Consider the following 17,277-nt stretch of genomic DNA (forward strand, 5'->3'; position numbering starts at 1 on the left):
CGTCCGAGCGGAGCGAGGACCGACAGCACCGTCGCCTGCCTCTGTACGTGACCCGCCGTGCGGGCCAGGATGGGCGGGTGCTGGTCCAGGCGACCGCGGCCCACCGCCGCGCCCAGGCGCAGTGCGACCGGGGACGCTTCGACCTGGCGCACCGCGGGCTGCTGCGGGCCCTGGACCTGCTGGACGCGGCTCCGCCGGACGCGGAAGCCCGGGCCGTCCGCGTCCGGGTGCTGATGACGCTGGCCGTGGTCGAGGACGAGACGCGCGGGGACGGCGGCCCGCGGCTGGCCGACGCCCGCCGGCTGGCCGAGGACCTCGACGACGCTGCGCTCGGCTTCGCCGTCCACAACGCCGCCGCCACCCGGGCCCTGCGCCGCGGCGAGCACGACGCGGCCCTCGTGGAGTTCGGCGTCGCCGAGGGGCTGGAGGCCTCCGCGTCCCGGCGCGACGCGAGCATCCTGCACCTCAACCGCGGCAACCTGGCCCTGCAGAGGCTCGACCTCGGCGCCGCCCGGCACGACCTGGAGCGCGCCGTCCGGCTCGCCGAGGGCTCGGCGGACGACAGCCTGGGCAGCGTCGCCTTCATGGCCGCGCACAACCTCGGCTACCTCGAGCACCTGCGCGGGAACCTGCCGCGGGCGCTGCAGCTGATGGACGACGCGGCCGCGCTGTCGGCGGGCACGTCGCTGGCCATCTCCGGGCTGGACCGGGCGCGGGTGCTCATCGAGGCCGGGCTCACCGACGCCGCCGACGCGGTGCTGGCGCAGGCCGAGCAGGAGTTCCGCCGCGGCCGGCTGACGCACGAGCGGGCCGAGACCGAGCTGGCCCGGGCCGAGTGCGCGCTGCTCGGCGAGCGGCTCGGCGACGCCCGCGCGCTGGCCGCCTCGGCCCGGACGCGCTTCGCCCGGCGCGGCAACGACCGCTGGCGCCGGGTCGCCGAGCTGACCCTGCTGACCGCCGACCAGGCGGCCGGCCGCCCGCCCGCCCGGCTGCTCGCCCCCGCCCGCCGGCTGGCGGCGGAGTTCGCGGCGCAGGACCTCGAGCTGTCCGCCCGGACGGCGGCGCTGGTCGGCTGCGCGGCGCTGACGGCGCTGGGCCGCCCCGACCAGGCCCGCGCCTGGTTCGCCGAGCTGGACCCCATCAGCCGCACCGACCCCATCGGGCTCAAGCTCCAGCAGCGGGTGGTGGCGGCCGAGATCTCCCTCGCCGGGCAGCAGGAGGCGGCCGCCCGCAGCCAGGTCCGGTCCGGCCTGACCGAGCTCGGCCGGCACCAGGCCCAGTTCGGCAGCCTCGACCTGCAGACCGCGGGCGCGGTGCACGGCCGGCGGCTCGTCGCCCTCGACCTGCGGCTCGCCCTGGCGGGGCGCCGGCCCGCCGGGCTGTTCAACGCCGTCGAGCGCGGGCGCGCGGTCTCCCGCCGGCTGACGGCGGTGACCCCGCCCGCCGACGCGTCCGAGCCGGCGCTGGCCGAGCTGCGGCAGGTCACCGAGGCCCTCCGGGCCCTCGGCGACGACCCGGCCGAGCGCAGCACCGTGCTGGCCCTGCGGCAGCGCAGCGCCGCCCTGTACAGCCAGCTCAACGCCCTCTCCTGGCGCGCCGTCGGGGCCGGTGAGGTGGTGCACGCCGCGCCGATGGCCACCGTCGCCGAGCAGGTGGCGGCGCAGGGGAAGGTGCTGGTCAGCTACGTCCAGGTCGAGGGCCGCTGGTCGGCCGTGGTGCTGGGCCGGGGCCGGCCGCGCGTCGTCGACCTGCCCGGCGACGCCCGCACCGTCGAGCTCTCACGCCGCGCGCAGGCCGACCTCGACGTGCTCGCGCTGGGCCGGGTGCCCGCAGAGGTGCGTCGGGCGGTGGAGCGGTCCCTGGCCCGCTCGCTCGCGGCCCTCGACGCGCAGCTGGTCCGGCCGCTACGGCTCGGGGACCAGGCGCTCGTCGTCGTGCCCACCGGGCCGACGTCGACGCTGCCGTGGACCTGCCTGCCCAGCCTGCGCGGCCGTCCCGTCGAGGTGTCCCCCACGGCGACGTCCTGGCTCGCGGGCACCCGCGGCGCTGCCGGCACGGAGCCGCTGCGGGTGGCCGCGCTGGCCGGGCCGGGGCTGGCCAGCGCCGTCGACGAGGTGTCGGAGGTGGCCACCACCTGGCGCCCGACGGCGGAGGCGACCGCCGCGACCGGCGGCGGCGCGACCCGCTCCCGGCTGACGACGAGCCTGGCCACGGCCACCGTCGTGCACGTCGCCGCGCACGGGTCCCACCAGCGGCAGAGCCCGCTGTTCTCCTCGCTCCAGCTGGCCGACGGGGCCCTGTTCGCCTACGAGGTGGGCGCCGTGGCCCCGCACGTCGTGCTCTCGGCCTGCGAGCTGGGCCAGGCCACCACCCGGCCCGGCGACGAGGCGCTGGGCTGGACGCGGGTGCTGCTGGCGCTGGGCTCGCGCTGCGTCGTCGCCGGGGTCAGCCAGGTGGCCGACGACCGCGCCCGCGAGGTGATGGTCGACTACCACCGCCGGCTGGCCGGGGGCGACGACGCGGCCACCGCGCTCGCCGGGGCCACCGAGCACGGGTCGGTCGTGCCGTTCGTCTGCTTCGGCTCGTCCTGGCGGGCGGTGCCCCCGCGGGTGCGCCCGGCCGAGCCCGTCGGGCTCGCCCTCGCGTCGCGCTGACCTCCGGCCGACCGACCCGCGTCAGCCGCTCAGCGGACCAGGCCGACCTTGGCGTAGACGTCGGCGAGGGTGCGGCTCGCGACCGCGCGGGCCTGCTCGGCGCCGTCCCGGAGCAGGGCCTGCAGCTCGGTCCGCTCCCCCATCAGCTCGAGGGTGCGCTCGCGGTAGGGGGCGGCGAAGGCGGTGACGGCCTCGGCGACGGCCTTCTTGAGGTCGCCGTAGCCGCGGCCCGCGTAGCCCTCGACGAGCTCGGGGACCGGCGTCCCGGTCAGCGCCGACTGGATGGTCAGCAGGTTGGCGACGCCGGGCTTGGCCACCTCGTCGTAGGTCACCTCGCGGCCCGAGTCGGTGACGGCGGACTTGATCTTCTTGACGTTGACCCGCGGCTCGTCGAGCAGCTCGACGATGCCGCTGGGCGAGGACGAGCTCTTGCTCATCTTCGCCGTCGGGTCGGCGAGGTCCTGGATCTTGCCGACCGAGGGCAGGATGTGCGGCTCGGGGACGACGAAGGTCCGCCCGTAGCGCGAGTTGAACCGGCCGGCGAGGTCGCGCGTCAGCTCGAGGTGCTGACGCTGGTCCTCCCCCACCGGCACCCGGTCGGCCTGGTACAGCAGGATGTCGGCCGCCATCAGCACGGGGTAGGTGAACAGCCCGACGTTGGTGGCCTCGGCGCCGAAGCGGGCCGACTTGTCCTTGAACTGCGTCATCCGCTGGGCCTGGCCGAAGCCGGTCATGGCCGACAGCACCCACATCAGCTGGGTGTGCTCGGGCACCGCGGACTGCAGGAACACCGTCGAGCGGGAGGGGTCGATGCCGGCGGCCAGCATCTGGGCGGCGCTGCGCAGCGAGCGCTCGGCCAGCACCGCGGGCTCGACCTCGACGGTCAGCGCGTGCAGGTCGGCGACGCCGTAGAACGCGTCGTGGGAGTCCTGCAGCGGCACCCACTGCCGCAGCGCCCCGAGGAAGTTGCCGAGGTGGAGGGAGTCCGCGGTCGGCTGGGCGAGGGAGAGGACGCGGGGCCGGCCGCTGCGGTCGGAGGTGGACATGATGTCCATCCAATCACGCAGCCCGCACCCGGCGCCCGTCCGTTCTGCCCGTGGCCCGAGCTCTGTCGACCCCCGCGGCCTGAGCGCTGGCGACCCCGCGGCCTGAGCCCGTCGACGGCCTACTCGACGCGCGGCAGCAGCTCGCCGCCGTCGACGCGGTGCACCACCAGCCGGGCGGCGCGGCGGCCGTCCAGCTCGCTGACCCGGAGCTCCAGCGGGGTGGGCTCGGCGTCGTCGGCCTCGACGGGCAGGACGTCGGACTGGATGCTGTCCCCCACCTCGGGCAGCTGGCCCAGCTGGGCCATGAAGTAGCCGGCGACGGTGTCGTAGGGGCCCTCCGGCAGCACGAACCCGGTGCGCTCGCCGAACTCGTCGAGGGTGATGAGGCCGTCCACCTCGAGGTCGCCGCGGAGGCCGACGCGCGGCTCCTCCACGACGTCGTACTCGTCGGTGATGTCGCCGATGAGCTCCTCGACGAGGTCCTCCATGGTGACGATGCCGGCGGTGCCGCCGTACTCGTCGAGCACGATGGCCAGGTGCGAGGACGAGCGGCGCATCTCGCTGAGCGCGCGCAGCACCCGCACGGTGTCCGGCATCGAGAGCACGGGGCGGGCGAGGTCGGAGACGGGGATGCTCCGGGTGCTGACGTCGGGGTCCAGCAGGTCGCGGACGTGCACGAAGCCGAGGATGTCGTCGGCCGACTCCCCCGTCACCGGGTAGCGCGAGTGCGGCGCCTTGCTCAGCTCGCGGACCGCCTTGTGCACCGGCAGGTCGCCGGGCAGGAAGTCGACCTCGGTGCGCGGCAGCATCACCTCGCGCAGGCCGCGCTCGCCGGCGTCGAAGACGTCGTCCACGATCCGCCGCTCCTCGGCGCCGAGCGTGGTCGAGCCGCTGACCATCGAGCGGATCTCCTCGTCGGTGACCTCCTCGCGGCTGGCCTTCGGGTCACCGCCGAGGATCCGGACGACGACGTTGGTCGAGACGCCGAGGAACCAGATGACCGGCCGGGCGAACCAGGCGATCCGGTCGACCAGGGGGGCCAGCAGCAGCGCGGCGCTCTCGGCCCGCTGCAGGGCCAGCCGCTTGGCCGCCAGCTCGCCCAGCACGATCGAGGCGTAGGAGATGGCGATGGTGATGAGCACCAGCGCGACGGTGTCCGCAGGCCCCTGCGCCAGGCCCAGGCGCTGCAGCACCGGGGAGAAGTCGTCGGCCAGCGTGGCGGCGCCGAAGGCGGCCGACAGGAAGCCGGACAGGGTGACGCCGATCTGCACGGCGCTGAGGAAGCGGTTGGGGTCGCCCGTCAGCCGGGCGACGGTCTGGCCGCGCTTGCCCTGGTGGGCGATCTGGCGGACCTGGCTGTCGCGCAGCGAGACCAGCGCCATCTCGGCTCCGGAGAAGATGCCGCCGACGACGATGAACAGCAGGATCAGGGCGATGTTGACGAGGACGGGGTTCATGCTGCGGTCCTGGGACGTGCGGGCCGCGAGGCGGCTGAGGGGGCTGGGACTCCGACGGAGTCCCCGGGTCTGTGCGCGTCGCCCTCGTCGGCGTCGGGCAGCAGCGGACCGTCCACCGCCGGGGCGGCGGGCTCGGTCGTCGCGGGCACGGCGGAGGCCGCCGCGGCCGGGTCGGTCCTGGTCACCGCACCAGGGTAGTGAGCGGGGACGGCGCCCGCGAACCGGCCGACGCGGTGACCCGCCGCCCGGGGGCCGCAACCCGGTTGCCCCGGCCCGCGCGCGCTGGCTTGGATGGGCCCATGCCCGACGCCCCCCTGCTGGCCCGCGCCCACCCCGACGAGGTGCCCGTCCTGGTCGACCCGGCCGTCGGGGTGACCCTGCGGCCCCTCGTCGCCGCCGACCTACCCCGGGTCGTCGAGCAGTGCCGCGACCCCGAGAGCATCCGCTGGACGACGGTGCCGACCCCGCCCGGCGGCTACGGCCTGGCCGACGCGCGCTCCTTCCTGGAGGACGTCGTCGTCGCGGGCTGGCGGAGCGGGGAGAACCTCTGCTGGGCGGTCGAGGGCCGGGACCGGCCGGGGGTGTTCTGCGGCAGCATCGACCTGCGGCTGCAGGGCGACGGCGTCGGCGAGGTCGGCTTCGGCCTGCACCCCGACGCCCGCGGCCGGCACCTGATGAGCGGCGCGCTGCGGCTGGTCCGCGACTTCGCCTTCGACGTGGCCCGGCTGCAGGCCGTCCGCTGGCGCGCCGCCGTCGGCAACTGGGGGTCCCGACGGGTGGCCGCGGCCGCCGGCTGGCCCTGCGAGGGCGTCGTCCGCGCCTCGCTCGTGCACCGCGGCGAGCTGCTGGACGGCTGGGTCGGCACCCTGCTGGCGACCGACCCGCGGACCGCCCGGTTCTGGGCCGACCCGCCCGTGCTCTCCGGCCCCCGGATCCGCCTGCGACCCTTCGCCGAGGCCGAGGCCGACCGGATCGCCGAGGCCTGCCGGGACGCCCGCACGCAGCACTGGCTGGTCTCGCTGCCGCGGACCTACACCCGCGAGCACGCCCTCGGCTACGTCGAGTCCACCCGCGAGGCCGCGGCCGAGGGCACCGGCCTGGTCTGGTGCGTGGCCGACGCGGGCGACGACCGCTGCCTCGGCGCGATCAGCCTGGAGGGCTTCGGCGGCTACAGCCAGCGCGCCGAGATCGGCTACTGGGCGCATCCCGACGCCCGCGGCCGCGGGGTGCTCACCGAGGCCACCCGCCGGGTCACCGGGCACGCCGAGGAGACGGGTCTGGTCGACTCCCTGCTCGTCCGAGCCGCCGCGGGCAACACCGCGTCGCGCCGGGTGGCGACGGAGGCCGGCTACCGCGAGGTCGGCGTCCTGCCCCGCTGCGAGCCGCTCGGCGACGGGACGCGCGACGACCTGGTCCTCTACGCGCGGCCCTGAGGCCCCGGGTCGTCAGCCGGCCGGCGCACCGGGGAGCGGGTCGTCGGCGGTCGGGGGCAGCCGGGGCAGCACCACGTCGGGGCCCGCCAGCCCGGCCATCACCTCGGCGGCGTGGGCGACGGCCGAGCCCGGCGTCGGCGTCGCCCGGACCCGGTCCAGGGCCATCTGCACCACGAGCAGGCAGGTGTGCGCGCTCAGCTGCACCCACAGCGTCCCGGCCGGCACCCCCGCCCGGGCGGCGATGGCGTCCTCCAGCCGGGTGCGCTGCGCGTGCCAGAGGTCCCAGAGCCGCGCCCGGGCCACCGGGGTGACGTCGAGCTGGCGGCGCAGCCGGAGCAGCTGGTCGGCGTGCGCGTCGGCCTGCTCCAGGGCGGCCCGGACCGCCGCGCCCAGGGCCTCGGCGAGCGGCTCGTCGGCGGGCCGCCGGCCCAGCTCGGCGCTGAGCGAGGCCAGGTCCATGCCCGGGTGGTCCAGCAGGGTGGCGTCCTTGGTCGGGAAGTAGCGGTACAACGTCGAGGGGCTCACCTGCGCCGCCTCGGCGATCTGCTCCATCGGCGTCGCGTCGTAGCCCTGGCGCTCGAACAGGTCGAGGGCCGCGTCGGCGATCGCCGTCCGCGTCCGCTGCGCCTTCTGCTCCCTCAGCCCCACGCCCGCAGGCTAGCGGCCGAGCGTTCGCCGCGATTATGGTAGTCACTGTCAGTTGAGAGCCGCTGCCTCCAGGAGCACCGATGCCCCGCACCGCCGACGTCCGCCCGCCCCGCTCCAGCACCCCGGTCGAGGGCTTCGCGCTCCTCGGCGCGGTACCCGGCCGAACGCCCGAGGAGGTGGTGGCCGACCCGCGGCCGTGGGTGCCCGCGCTGGTCCCGGGCGGGGTGCACGAGTCGCTCATCGCCGCCGGCCTGCTGGCGCACCCCTACCGCGACCGGCACGAGGACGACGCCCGCTGGGTGGAGGAGCAGGACTGGTGGTTCCGCACCACGCTGGCCGGGCCGGGCGACCTGGCCGCCGACGAGCGGCTGCGGCTCGTCTTCGCCGGCCTCGACACCGTCGTCGAGCTGTGGCTGGACGGGCGGCCGCTCGCCGCCCACCAGAACATGTTCACCCCGCTCGTCCTCGACGTGACCGACGCGCTGGCCGACGGCGCCGACCACGCCCTGCTGCTCCGCTTCGCGCCCCCGCTCGCCGGCCTGACGGTGCCGCCCGCCGTCGCCGACCTGGGTCAGCGGCTGGGCGCGGTGTTCGCCCAGCTGGGCGGGGAGGGGGACGCGGCCGAGGACCCGGGCGAGGGCGGCGGTCTGCCGGCGATGCTCCCGCTGGCCACCCGTCGCCGCAAGGCGACGTTCTCCTGGGGCTGGGACTTCGGGCCGCGGCTGCCGTCGGTCGGGATCTGGCAGCGGGTCACGCTGGTCCGCGAGCGGCGGGCCGTGGTCCGCGACCACCACGTCCGCACCCTCGCCCTCACCGGCGGCACGGCGGAGGTCGAGCTGCTCGTCGAGGTCGACGCCGTGGTCGCGGCACCGGGCCGGACCGCGCACGTCACCCTGACCGCGCCCTCGGGCCGCGTCCTCACGGCCGCGCTGCCGGTGGAGGACGGGGAGGCCCGCGGCCGGCTCGTCGTCGAGGACGCGGAGCTGTGGTGGACCCACGACCTGGGCACCCCGGCCCTGCACGACGTCCGCGTCGAGCTGCGCGAGGGCGACGACGTGCTCGACGTCCGGACCGACCGCGTCGGGCTGCGGACGGTCGCCCTGGACCGCGCCGACGACCCCGAGGGCGGCCGGCTGTTCCGCTTCGTCCTCAACGGCGTCCCGCTGTTCGCCCGTGGAGCGTGCTGGATCCCGGCCGACATGATGGTCGGCTCGGTGACGGCCGAGCGGTACCGCGCCCTCGTCGGGCTGGCCCGCGACGCGAACATGACGATGCTGCGGATCTGGGGCGGCGGGGTCTACGAGCACGACGCCTTCTACGCGGCCACCGACGAGCTGGGCGTGCTCGTCTGGCACGACTTCATGTTCGCCTGCACCGACTACCCCAGCGACGACCCGGAGCTGCAGCGCGAGGTGGCGGCCGAGGCCGAGCACCAGGTGCGGCGGCTGCGCAACCGGGCCAGCCTGGCCCTGTGGAGCGGCAACAACGAGGTCCACCTCATCCACGGCTTCGCCTACCAGGGCTACGGACCGGGCGGCTGGGGCGAGCACTTCTTCCACGAGATCCTGCCCGCGGCGGTCGAGCGGTTCGACGGGAGCACGCCCTACTGGCCCGGCAGCCCGTGGGGCGAGGACTCCGCGGAGGGCTTCATGGCCGTCAACGGGGTCCTCGACGGGGACCGGCACGCCTGGGAGGTCTGGCACGGCTTCGACTTCGGCGCGGGCGGCGGCCCCTACGACTCCGTCGGCGAGGCCCGGCACTACCGGCGCTACGCCAACGACCGGGGCAAGTTCGTCAGCGAGTTCGGGCTGCACGCCTCGCCGGCCCTCGCGACGCTGGAGCGCTGGGTCGACCAGGCGTCCCTGGCGGTGCACAGCGACGCCTTCGACGCGCACAACAAGGACCACCCCAAGGACAAGGGCGACGCGCTGCTGGAGATCGTCACCGGCCTGCCCACCTCGATGGCCGAGTACGTCGACTTCACCATGGTGTCCCAGGCCGAGGGGCTGAAGTTCGGCGTCGAGCACTACCGGCGGCGCCAGCCGCACTGCAGCGGCACGCTGGTCTGGCAGCTGAACGACGTCTGGCCGGGGTTCAGCTGGTCGGTCGTCGACCACGACACCGTCCCCAAGGCCGGCTACTACGCGTTGCGCCGGGCCTTCGCCCCCGTGCTGGCCAGCTTCCGCGTCGACGCGGCGGCGGGCACGGCCGAGCTGTGGGTGACGTCCAGCGGCACCGCCCCGGTCCGGACGACGGCCGTCGTCACCCTGGCCGGCTTCGACGGGACCGAGCACCTGCGCGTCGAGGTCCCGGTCGACGTGGCGGCGGGCGCGTCGGAGGTGGTCTGGGGCTGGTCGGGCGGACCGGAAGGGCTGAGCGCGGACCGCTACCTGTGGGTGGACGCGGCCGACGGCGCGTTCGGGCCCGGCCGGGCCTTCCTGGCCGAGATCAAGGACCTGCCGCTCGGCGGCGGCCGGCTGGAGCACGTCGTCGAGGTGGCCGGGCCGGGGACGCTCGCGGTGACGCTGACGTCGACGGGGTTCAGCTACCTGGTGCGGGTGACGGCGCCGGACCACCCGGCCGCCCGGTTCAGCGACAACTACCTCGACCTGCGCGACGGGGAGTCGGTGACGGTGCTGGTCACCGGGCTGCCGGCCGACGCCGGGGTGGGGGCGGTGGCCGCCGGCCGCTACGTCGGGACGGGTCCTACGCTGACGCCATGACGCGCGCCACCCGTTTCTCCGACGTCGTCGCCGGCCACGGGGAGGGCCCGGTCTGGTGGCCCGGCGAGGGCCTCCGGATCACCGACGCCTACCAGGGCGAGGTCGTCAGCCTCGCCGCGGACGGCACGGTGGCCCGCCGGACCCGGGTCGGCTCCTTCGTCGGGGCCTTCCGCCCGCGGACCGGCGGCGGCCTCGTCGCGGCGGCGCTGCGCTCCTTCGTCCTCGTCGACCACGACGGCACCACCCACGACCTCGGCGAGCTGTGGTCCGACGAGGGGCGGCGGATGAACGACGGCGCCACGGCCCCCGACGGCGCCTTCCTCTGCGGCTCGATGCAGACCGGTGACCCGAGCGGCGGGGCCGCGCTCTACCGGCTGGGCGTCGACGGCGACGTCTCGACGGTGCTGACCGGCGTCTCGGTCTCCAACGGCCTGGCCTGGTCGCCCGACGGGCGGCGCGTGTACTACAACGACACCCCCACCTCCCACGTCGACGTCTTCGACGTGGCCGAGGACGGCTCCTGGCACGACCGCCGTACCCTCGCCGACCTGGGCGAGGACTCCCCCGACGGGATGACGGTCGACCGCGACGGCCGCCTCTGGGTGGCCGTCTGGGGCGGCGGCCAGGTCCGCTGCCTCGACCCCGTCTCGGGCGCGGTGCTCGACGTCGTCGAGGTCGACGGCCCCACCCAGACCAGCGCCTGCACCTTCGGCGGCGACGACCTCGACCAGCTCTTCATCACCACCTCCGACGAGGGCGGCTCCGGCGGCCCCCACGCCGGCTCGGTCTACGTCGCCGACGTCGGCGCCCGCGGCCTCCTCCCGGTCCCCTACCCGGCCTGACCCCGACGCCCACCCTCCTGCCGACTTGTCAGAAGTGAGTTGACCCCTGGGTCAACAGGCTTCTGACAACTCCGCGGCACCCCGGCCCTGAGCAGGTCGCGGGCCACCACCTCCGGCTCGAACCTCACCTCTGACGCCGTGGCTCGCAGCACCCGGGCCCCGGTGACGACGAGCTCCCGGTCACGGCGCATGTCCGCCTGCCAGTGCCCCACGTCCCGGTGGTGAGCGCCGTCCACCTCGAGGACCACACGGCGGCCACTCACCTCCCACTCGGCGTCGAGGTAGCGGAGCGAACCGTCGGCGCCACGACGCCGCACCTGGCGGGCGGGGGGAACCAGCCCGAACCGTCGGCAGAGCCGGCCGAGGTCCAGCTCGCTGACCGCCTCCGCACCGCCGGCGATGTCGCGCAGGGCATCCCGGAGATGGGCCTTGTGCCGGATCCGCCCGATCCTCCGGAGCGCCTCGTCGACGTCGTCGACCGTGCAGACTCGCTGCTGCACGACGGCGGCGAGCAGCGCGCAGGCGAACCGCGGCCAGGGCTGCCACGCCGCGGCATCCAGCGTCGAGCGGGCAGCCGGGGTGCACGGCAGCCCCTGCCGCAGGACGTGCTCGTCCGGCTGCAACCGTCGCGACTCGTGCACCACCAGGCCGGGCCAGCGGTGCACCTTGGCACCACGCGGCACCACGAGATGCACCGCTGACGACTCCGCCGCGAAGGACCGGAAGCCCCACAGCTCCAGCGCCGTGTGGCTGGCCAACGCTGCGGGCTCGCCCGCGTCGAGCACGGCAGCCCACATCCGCTGCCGCGGCGTCGGGTCCCCGTTGTGCAGCAGCACGACGTGAGCGCCCCAAGCGGTCCACCGTCGAGCCTGCAGCTGCGCCCGGATCTCGAAGTGGTTGAGTCCCAACGCCACCAGCTGGTGACGCGTGACCACCCTCTGCTGCCGACGGGCCAGCGGGGGCAGGCCGACGGGGAGCTCGGGAGGACGTCGCACACCACCACGGTCGCCACCCCTGGCCCAGGTCGACCAGCCCTCGCCGCCGATCTGTGGACAGCGGCCGAGTTGTCAGAACCGAGTTGACCTCAGGGTCAACTGGAGTCTGACAAGTCGGCACCACGGCGACCCCCGGACCCGACGCGATAACCTCGCGGCGTGACCGACAACGAGACTTCCACTGCTTCCGGCACCATCATCTACACCCGCACCGACGAGGCGCCCGCGCTGGCCACCTACTCGCTGCTGCCGATCGTGCAGGCCTTCGCCTCGACGGCCGGGGTGTCGGTGGAGACCCGCGACATCTCCCTCGCCGGCCGCATCCTGGCCCAGTTCCCGGAGCGCCTGACGCCCGAGCAGCAGGTCGGCGACGCGCTGTCCGAGCTCGGCGCGCTGGCCAAGACGCCCGAGGCCAACATCATCAAGCTCCCCAACATCTCCGCCTCGGTGCCGCAGCTCAAGGCCGCCGTCGCCGAGCTCCAGTCCCAGGGCTACGCCCTGCCGGACTACCCCGAGAGCCCCGCCACCGACGAGGAGCGCGACGTCCGCGCCCGCTACGACAAGGTCAAGGGCTCCGCGGTCAACCCGGTCCTGCGCGAGGGCAACTCCGACCGCCGCGCGCCCGCCTCGGTCAAGCAGTACGCCCGCACGCACCCGCACTCGATGGGCGCCTGGTCCCCGGACTCCCGGACGAACGTCGCGCACATGACGTCGGGTGACTTCCGCTCCAACGAGACCTCCGCGGTCGTCGAGGCCGGCACCCTGCGCATCGAGCACGTCGGCGAGGACGGCACGGTCACGGTGCTGCGCGAGTCCGTCCCCGTGCTGGCCGGCGAGGTCGTCGACGCCACGGCGATGGACGTCGCCGCGCTGCGCGTCTTCCTCACCGAGCAGATCGCCCGGGCCCAGACCGAGGGCGTGCTGTTCTCGGTCCACCTCAAGGCGACGATGATGAAGGTCTCGGACCCGATCATCTTCGGCCACGTCGTCCGCGCCTTCCTGCCCGACGTGTTCACCCGCTACGAGGACACCCTGGCCGACGCCGGCCTCAGCCCCAACGACGGCCTGGGCGCCATCCTCGCCGGGCTCAACAAGCTCGAGCAGGGCACCCAGATCCACGACGCCATCACCCAGGGCCTGGCCGACGGACCGGCGCTGGCGATGGTCGACTCCAACCGCGGCATCACCAACCTGCACGTGCCGAGCGACGTCATCGTCGACGCCTCGATGCCGGCCATGATCCGCACCTCGGGCCACATGTGGGGCCCCGACGGCGAGGAGGCCGACACCCTCGCCGTCATCCCGGACTCCTCCTACGCGGGGATCTACCAGGTCGTCATCGACGACTGCCGCGCGCACGGCGCCTACGACCCGACGACCATGGGCTCGGTGCCCAACGTCGGGCTGATGGCCCAGGCGGCCGAGGAGTACGGCTCCCACGACAAGACGTTCGAGATCCCGGCGCCGGGCACCGTCCGCGTCGTCGACCAGACCGGCGCCACGGTGCTGGAGACCCCGGTCGGCCAGGGCGACATCTGGCGGATGTGCCAGACCAAGGACCTGCCGATCCAGGACTGGGTGAAGCTCGCCGTCACCCGGGCCCGCGCCACCGGCGTCCCCGCGGTGTTCTGGCTGGACGAGGACCGCGCCCACGACGCGAACCTCATCACCAAGGTCAAGCACTACCTGCCCCAGCACGACACCGAGGGCCTGGAGATCCGGATCATGCCGCCGGAGCAGGCCATCGCCTTCTCCCTGGAGCGGATCCGCCGGGACGAGGACACCATCTCGGTCACCGGCAACGTGCTGCGCGACTACCTCACCGACCTGTTCCCGATCCTCGAGCTCGGCACCTCGGCCAAGATGCTGTCGGTCGTCCCGCTGATCAACGGCGGCGGCCTGTTCGAGACCGGCGCGGGCGGCTCGGCGCCGAAGCACGTGCAGCAGCTGGTCAAGGAGAACTACCTGCGCTGGGACAGCCTCGGGGAGTTCCTCGCCCTGGCCGTCAGCCTGGAGCACCTGGCCACCTCGACGGGCAACGCCCGCGCGCAGGTGCTGGCCGACACCCTCGACCGGGCCACCGGGACCTTCCTCAACGAGGACAAGTCCCCGACCCGGCGCGTCGGCGGCATCGACAACCGCGGCAGCCACTTCTGGCTGGCCCTCTACTGGGCGCAGGAGCTGGCCGCCCAGACCGCGGACGCCGAGCTGGCGACGGCCTTCCGCGACGTCGCCGCGCGGCTGACCGGTGAGCAGGACACCATCACCGCCGAGCTGCTGGCCGTCCAGGGCTCACCGGCCGACATCGGGGGCTACTTCCACCCCGACGACGCCCTGGCGACGGCCGTCATGACGCCGTCGGCCACGCTCAACGCGACGCTGGCCAGCCTCACCGCCTGACCGCCCCCCGGGTCGGCGCTCAGCCGTCGGCGGCCTGCACGGGCCGTCCGACGGTGAGCGCGGACCGGAGCCGGTCCGGCAGCGCCGCGTAGCCGGGGTCGGGCTCGGTCCCCGTCGCCTCCAGCACCGAGCTGAAGAAGCTCCGGGCGGCGGCCGCGAGGACCACGTCGAGGACGTCGGCGTCGCTGAACCCGAGCGCCCGCAGCGGCTCCAGGTCCGCGGGCGCGACGGCGGACGGCTCGGACACCACCTGCCGGGCCAGCGCGGCGACGGCGGCGACGGCCGGGTCGCCGGGCCGGCCCTCGGCCACCCGGACGGCCTCGTCCTCGCCCAGCTGCCCGGCCAGCACCTGGCCGTGCGCCAGCGAGCAGTAGCTCGACCGGAGCTCCCCGGCCGCGGCGACCGTCGCCACCTCGTAGCGGACCGGGTCCATCGCGGCCTTCACGGCGGTGTTCAGCGCCTGCCAGGCGCGGTAGACCTCCGGGCGGTGCGCGAAGGCCCGCGTGTAGTTGGCGACGTACCCCAACCTCGCCTCGTCGGCGGCGTAGAGGTCCGCGACCGCACCCTCGACGGGTGGCTCGTCCAGGTAGCCCATGGCTCACCGTAGGTCAGGAGCTGGTCCGGACGCAGTAGTCCGCTCGCTCGCGCGGGCGCTGGTCGGCGGCGTAGCGCTCCTCGCTGGGCATCCAGTCGGTGAGCCACTGCTCCATCATCGCCGCGCCGTCGCGGGCGAGGGCCCGGGCCAGCCGCACCTCGCGGCCGGCCTCCACCCACACCTGGACGTCCCAGGGCACGGCGAGCCGGACGTCGGTGCTGGAGACGCCCTCGACGACGACGGGGACGCCGGGCGGCACGTCGTGCCACTCCGCGCCGGTGTCGGAGCCCCAGTCCCAGCGCTGGTAGCGGGCGGCCCGGCCGGCGGCCGGGGGCACGAGCACCTGCTCGACGAACCGGTCGCGCTCCCAGCCCTGCACCGACGGGCGGGCGAAGTCGTCGACGTGCACCACGGCCGCGCCGGGCAGTGCGCGGGCCAGGGCGGCGGCCAGCGTCGTCTTCCCCGCGGCGCCGAAGCCGTCGACCCCCACCCAGGACGTGCCGCTGCGCTCGCGCAGCCGCGCGGCGACCAACCCGGGCAGGTCGGCCGCGGGGACGAGGACCGGCACCTGACCTCCCTGCCACGGCTGTCGGCGGACGTTGCTAGCGTCACCCTACGCAGTCCACCTCCCGAGGAGCTTTTGTGAAGACACCCGTCAAAGTCGCCGTCACCGGAGCCGCCGGGCAGATCTGCTACAGCCTGCTGTTCCGCATCGCCAGCGGCTCGATGCTCGGACCGGACCAGCCGGTCGAGCTGCGGCTGCTGGAGATCACGCCCGCCCTCAAGGCGCTCGAGGGCGTCGTGATGGAGCTGGACGACTGCGCCTTCCCGCTGCTGGCCGGCGTGCAGATCGGCGACGACCCGAACCAGGTCTTCGACGGGGTCAACATCGCCTGCCTCGTGGGTGCGCGGCCGCGCACCAAGGGCATGGAGCGAGGCGACCTGCTGGAGGCCAACGGCGCGATCTTCAAGCCGCAGGGCCGCGCCCTCAACGACCACGCCGCGGACGACGTCAAGGTGCTGATCACCGGCAACCCGGCCAACACCAACGCGCTGATCGCCATGAGCAACGCCCCCGACATCCCCCGCGAGCGGTTCAACGCGCTCACCCGGCTGGACCACAACCGCGCCGTCGCCCAGCTGGCCGCCAAGACCGGCAGCAGCGTCAACGACGTGCGCCACCTGACCATCTGGGGCAACCACAGCGCCACCCAGTACCCCGACGTCTTCCACGCCACCGTGGGCGGCCGCCCGGCCGCCGAGCTGGTCGACCAGGCCTGGCTGGAGAGCGACTTCCTGCCGAAGGTCCAGCAGCGCGGGGCCGCGATCATCGAGGCCCGCGGCGCCAGCTCGGCGGCCAGCGCGGCCAACGCCACCGTCGACCACGTGCGCGACTGGGTGCACGGCACCCCCGAGGACGACTGGGTCTCCATGTCGGTGCCCTCCGACGGCTCCTACGGGGTGCCCGAGGGGATCATCTCCTCGTTCCCCTGCACGGTGGCCGACGGTGCGTACAGCATCGTCCAGGGCCTCGAGGTCAACGACTTCTCCCGCGCCAAGATCGACGCCTCGGCCGCCGAGCTCGTCGAGGAGCGCGAGGCCGTCCGCTCCCTCGGCCTGATCGACTGACCGGCCCGTCGGCCAGACTTCGACCATGAGCGACCAGGGAGCAGGGCCCGTCCACCCCGACCACGGGACGGGCGGGCCCGACCCGTTCAGCCGCGAGGGCGCCGCGGCGGCGGGCACGCCGCCCTCGGGCGAGAAGCCCGCGCCCTGGACCTCGCCGTCCTGGTCGCCCCAGGACCGGACCACGGACGGATCCGGCCCGGCGCCCGCCAGCCCGCCGACGCCAGCCCCGTCCGGCGCCGAGGACGGCCCCTACCCCGTCTACGGCCAGCCGGCCCCCGGCGCGCCGGCCGACCCGGGGACGTGGCCGCCCGACGCCCAGCAGGCCGCCCCGCCCTCCCCGCAGCCCGCGCCCTACCAGCCGGCCCCGCCCTACCAGCCGCCGTGGGCGGAGCAGCCGCCGGCGGCCTCCTACGGCTCGGCGCCCGACCCCTATGGCCAGCAGCCGCCCTACGGCCAGCCCGACCCGTACGCCCAGCAGCCCCCCTACGGCCAGCCCGCCCCGTACGGCCAGCCGGCCCCCTACGGCCAGCCCGCACCGTACGGGCAGCCCGGCCCCTACGGCTCGGGGTTCGGCTACACCTACGGGCCCACCGACCACCCCGCCGTCGCCTCCGCGCTGGTCCTGGGCATCGTCGGCCTGGCCACCAGCCTCTTCTGCGGGGTCGGCGGCCTGGTCGGCATCGCCGGCATCGTGCAGGGCGGCCGGGCCAAGCGCGAGATCGACGGCGACCCGGCCCGCTGGACCGGCCGCAGCAAGGCCAACGCCGGGGTGGTCACGGGCATCATCGGGCTGGTCGTGGCGGCCCTCTGGGCGCTGTTCTTCGTCATCGGGGTCGCCTCCGGCAGCTGACCGGC

At 75.2% G+C, this 17,277-nt stretch carries 13 protein-coding genes; 7 read left to right on the plus strand and 6 right to left on the minus strand.

The features are described 5' to 3' along the window. Positions 1-77: 77 nt before the first annotated feature. Positions 78-2,654, plus strand: coding sequence for a CHAT domain-containing protein (locus JOF54_RS06800; RefSeq protein ID WP_210054150.1), 2,577 nt, complete (start codon positions 78-80; stop codon positions 2,652-2,654). Positions 2,655-2,683: 29 nt separating this feature from the next. Here the strand turns inward: JOF54_RS06800 and trpS are convergent, their stop codons facing one another. Together trpS and JOF54_RS06810 are read right to left on the minus strand one after the other, a co-directional pair. After that, on the minus strand, positions 2,684-3,700 hold the full coding sequence (gene trpS / locus JOF54_RS06805) for a tryptophan--tRNA ligase (RefSeq protein ID WP_210054152.1): 1,017 nt from the start codon (positions 3,698-3,700) through the stop codon (positions 2,684-2,686). Positions 3,701-3,819: 119 nt separating this feature from the next. Next, positions 3,820-5,157, minus strand: coding sequence for a hemolysin family protein (locus JOF54_RS06810; RefSeq protein WP_210054155.1), 1,338 nt, complete (start codon positions 5,155-5,157; stop codon positions 3,820-3,822). Between the two features lie 299 nt (positions 5,158-5,456). Between JOF54_RS06810 and JOF54_RS06815 the strand changes: the two genes are divergently transcribed. Then, positions 5,457-6,590, plus strand: coding sequence for a GNAT family N-acetyltransferase (locus tag JOF54_RS06815; RefSeq protein ID WP_210054157.1), 1,134 nt, complete (start codon positions 5,457-5,459; stop codon positions 6,588-6,590). A gap of 12 nt (positions 6,591-6,602) precedes the next feature. Here JOF54_RS06815 and JOF54_RS06820 read toward each other — a convergent pair whose 3' ends face one another. Beyond that, positions 6,603-7,238 (minus strand): TetR/AcrR family transcriptional regulator, encoded by a 636-nt coding sequence (locus JOF54_RS06820; protein ID WP_210054159.1) that lies wholly within the window; start codon positions 7,236-7,238, stop codon positions 6,603-6,605. An 80-nt stretch (positions 7,239-7,318) separates the two neighbouring features. On the opposite strand from JOF54_RS06820, the gene JOF54_RS06825 reads away from it, so the two are divergent. Continuing rightward, a complete protein-coding gene (locus JOF54_RS06825) occupies positions 7,319-9,961 on the plus strand; it encodes a glycoside hydrolase family 2 protein (RefSeq protein WP_210054161.1) in 2,643 nt (880 codons plus the stop codon). Next, entirely contained in the window at positions 9,958-10,803 is an 846-nt protein-coding gene (locus JOF54_RS06830; RefSeq protein ID WP_210054163.1) for an SMP-30/gluconolactonase/LRE family protein, read from the plus strand. Before JOF54_RS06825 ends, JOF54_RS06830 begins: the two co-directional genes overlap by 4 nt. Here JOF54_RS06830 and JOF54_RS06835 read toward each other — a convergent pair. Then, positions 10,791-11,798 (minus strand): DUF559 domain-containing protein, encoded by a 1,008-nt coding sequence (locus JOF54_RS06835; RefSeq protein ID WP_210054165.1) that lies wholly within the window; start codon positions 11,796-11,798, stop codon positions 10,791-10,793. The genes JOF54_RS06830 and JOF54_RS06835 overlap by 13 nt on opposite strands. A 159-nt stretch (positions 11,799-11,957) precedes the next feature. Here JOF54_RS06835 and JOF54_RS06840 point away from each other — a divergent pair, with 159 nt between their 5' ends. Then, positions 11,958-14,198, plus strand: coding sequence for an NADP-dependent isocitrate dehydrogenase (locus JOF54_RS06840; protein ID WP_210054167.1), 2,241 nt, complete (start codon positions 11,958-11,960; stop codon positions 14,196-14,198). A gap of 19 nt (positions 14,199-14,217) precedes the next feature. Here JOF54_RS06840 and JOF54_RS06845 read toward each other — a convergent pair whose 3' ends face one another. Next, positions 14,218-14,793, minus strand: a complete 576-nt coding sequence (locus JOF54_RS06845) for a carboxymuconolactone decarboxylase family protein (RefSeq protein ID WP_210054169.1) — start codon at positions 14,791-14,793, stop codon at positions 14,218-14,220. Positions 14,794-14,806: 13 nt separating this feature from the next. Then, a complete protein-coding gene (locus tag JOF54_RS06850; protein WP_210054171.1) occupies positions 14,807-15,361 on the minus strand; it encodes a nucleoside/nucleotide kinase family protein in 555 nt (184 codons plus the stop codon). Between the two features lie 74 nt (positions 15,362-15,435). Here JOF54_RS06850 and JOF54_RS06855 point away from each other — a divergent pair, with 74 nt between their 5' ends. Then, positions 15,436-16,422 (plus strand): malate dehydrogenase, encoded by a 987-nt coding sequence (locus JOF54_RS06855; protein ID WP_210054173.1) that lies wholly within the window; start codon positions 15,436-15,438, stop codon positions 16,420-16,422. Between the two features lie 25 nt (positions 16,423-16,447). Continuing rightward, positions 16,448-17,272: a DUF4190 domain-containing protein gene (locus JOF54_RS06860; protein WP_210054175.1), complete on the plus strand. Its 825-nt coding sequence runs from the start codon at positions 16,448-16,450 to the stop codon at positions 17,270-17,272. The last annotated feature ends 5 nt before the right edge of the window (positions 17,273-17,277 follow it).

The sequence above is a fragment of the Microlunatus capsulatus genome, from assembly GCF_017876495.1.
Classification (GTDB): domain Bacteria; phylum Actinomycetota; class Actinomycetes; order Propionibacteriales; family Propionibacteriaceae; genus Microlunatus; species Microlunatus capsulatus.

Excerpts from the sequence above, each read along its gene's own strand:
- trpS (WP_210054152.1), bottom strand. The coding sequence starts at position 3,700 with ATGTCCACCTCCGACCGCAGCGGCCGGCCCCGCGTCCTCTCCCTCGCC.
- JOF54_RS06810 (WP_210054155.1), bottom strand. The coding sequence starts at position 5,157 with ATGAACCCCGTCCTCGTCAACATCGCCCTGATCCTGCTGTTCATCGTC.
- JOF54_RS06815 (WP_210054157.1), top strand. The coding sequence starts at position 5,457 with ATGCCCGACGCCCCCCTGCTGGCCCGCGCCCACCCCGACGAGGTGCCC.
- JOF54_RS06825 (WP_210054161.1), top strand. The coding sequence starts at position 7,319 with ATGCCCCGCACCGCCGACGTCCGCCCGCCCCGCTCCAGCACCCCGGTC.
- JOF54_RS06830 (WP_210054163.1), top strand. The coding sequence starts at position 9,958 with ATGACGCGCGCCACCCGTTTCTCCGACGTCGTCGCCGGCCACGGGGAG.
- JOF54_RS06845 (WP_210054169.1), bottom strand. The coding sequence starts at position 14,793 with ATGGGCTACCTGGACGAGCCACCCGTCGAGGGTGCGGTCGCGGACCTC.
- JOF54_RS06860 (WP_210054175.1), top strand. The coding sequence starts at position 16,448 with ATGAGCGACCAGGGAGCAGGGCCCGTCCACCCCGACCACGGGACGGGC.